This is a genomic window from Fundidesulfovibrio sp., from assembly GCF_058402725.1.
The window spans coordinates 1-2,154 of the sequence record NZ_JBZVFJ010000292.1; the positions used below are offsets into that span (position 1 = coordinate 1).

At 65.9% G+C, this 2,154-nt stretch carries 1 protein-coding gene and 1 pseudogene; one reads left to right on the top strand and one right to left on the bottom strand.

Translation table 11 applies throughout. From position 1 onward, the window contains the following. Positions 1–854: pseudogene (locus tag ACV4UX_RS18840) on the top strand (hypothetical protein); the annotation flags it as partial. Positions 855–1,059: 205 nt separating this feature from the next. Here ACV4UX_RS18840 and ACV4UX_RS18845 read toward each other — a convergent pair. Continuing rightward, on the bottom strand, positions 1,060–2,154 hold a 1,095-nt coding region (locus ACV4UX_RS18845), incomplete at its 5' end, for an NAD-dependent epimerase/dehydratase family protein (protein WP_491594819.1).

A 2,154-nucleotide genomic window follows, 5' to 3' on the forward strand; every position in this document is an offset into this window, starting at 1 on the left:
GCTTCATGGGCTTCGACACGCACGAGGCGGGCGGCGGCCAGCTTTCCACCTCGGTGCAGCGTCTGGTGCAGCAGGCCATCAAGGAGATCGACGAGAAGCACAAGCTGCCTGCCATGGCGGCGTTCGAGGCCGAGAAGGCCAAGCGCGAGAAGGCCATCGCCCGCGCGGCGGCCGAGAAGCCCGCGGCCAAGAAGGGCAAGAAGGACGAGGCCCCCGTGGTCGAGGGCGTGGCCTGCACCATGACGAACCTGGGCGCGGTGTCCTGCCTGGTGCCCACGGGGTGGACCACGGCGGCGTTCCCCACGCTGGGCGCGCAGGCCCAGGCCCTGGGCGGCGGGCAGGCCTCGGCCCTGGCCATGAGCCTGACGACCCAGGCCGCAGGGCCGCTGGTGACGCTGACCATGCCCGGCTCGGTGCTGGGCACGGCGTTCAGCGGCGTGGCCATCAACGGCCCGGACGTGGACGGACGCCTGATCATGGTGCCCGCCCAGGCCTGCAAAGGCGATCCGGCCGTGCTCCAGGCCATGCTGGAGAAGCACTTCCAGCAAAGCTCCCTGGTGCAGGGCCTGGGCGTGGAGACGGTGGAGGCCCAGGGCGGCCAGCGCCCCATCCAGGTTTACAAGTACATCCAGGTGGAGCGGCGCAAGGTGGAGGGCGGCGAGCCCCAGCCCACCTCCGGCGCGGACACGGGACAGGGAAGCTCCAAGATGGTGTCGGTGCCGCACTACCTGAACATCGCGGTGGCCGTGATGCCCAAGGGCGACCAGATGGTGGTGGCCCTGCTGATGAGCCCGGAAGAGCGCTTCCTGCCGCAGCTTGAAGGGTTCCGCAAGCTGGTGGGCTCCATCAGCTAGGCCGACGGGGGCGCAGGCCTCCGAAGCCTTCACCGTCGACATCTGCCAAACGAAAGGCGGGGGCCATCACGGCCCCCGCCTTTTCATTCTCTCGTCAGCCCCCCGGGTGAAGCCCGCGAAGCAATCGCGGGTCCTGGGGGATCATCCCCCTGGCGGGAGAGTCCAGAGGGGCAGCGCCCTCTCTGGCCGCCGGAGGCCTCTTGGCTTAGCACTTCCCGCCGGCGCCGCCTTCGTTCACCACGTCCTTCTGGACCTCGTAGATCTCGCGCAGGATGCGGGGCACGTCGTAGGTGATCTTCCAGTTGGGGTAGTGCTCCTCGAACTTCTTCAGGCCCGAGACCCACCAGATGTGGTCGCCGATGCGGTTGGTCTCGTCGTATTCGTAGTTCATCTTCTTGCCGGTGATCTCTTCGCACATGTCGATGGCTTCGGCCATGGAGCAGTTGGAGTAGCGGCCGCCGCCGATGTTGTACACTTCGGCCACGCGGGGCTTCTCGAAGAAGTGCCAGAGGGAGTTCACCAGGTCGTAGGAGTGGATGTTGTCGCGGACCTGCTTGCCCTTGTAGCCGTAGATGAAATACTTCTTGCCGGTGATGCAGCAGCGCATCAGGTAGGAGAGGAACCCGTGCAGCTTGGTGCCGGAGTGGGCCGGTCCGGTGAGGCAGCCGCCGCGGAACACGCCGGTGTTCAGGCCGAAGTAGCGGCCGTATTCCTGCACCACCACGTCGGCCGCCACCTTGGATGCGCCGAAGAGGCTGTGCTTGGTCTGGTCGATGGACATGGTCTCGTCGATGCCGCCTTCCCACTTGTGGCCCTTCTCGATCTCGAAGCGCTTCTCCAGTTCCACCAGGGGCAGGTAGTTGGGCGTGTCGCCGTAGACCTTGTTGGTGGAGGTGAAGATGAACACGCCCTCGGGGCAGTGCTGGCGGAAGTTCTCCATCATCACCAGGGTGCCGTTGGCGTTGACGGTGAAGTCCATGTAGGGGTCGGAGGCGGCCCAGTCGTGGGAGGGCTGGGCGGCGCAGTGGATCACGGCCTTGATGGACTTGCCGTAGCGGCCGTAGATCTTGGAGATGGCGTCGTGGTCGCGGATGTCGGCGTCGTAGTGGGTGTAGCTCTTGAGGTCGCCCTCCAGACGCTGACGGTTCCACTCGGTGGAGGCGTCCTCGCCGAAGAAGGTCTTGCGCAGGTTGTTGTCGATGCCCACGACGTCGAAGCCCTTGTCCGCGAAGAAGCGGACGGTTTCCGAACCGATCAGACCGGCCGAGCCGGTGACGATAGCGACTGACATGTGAAAGCT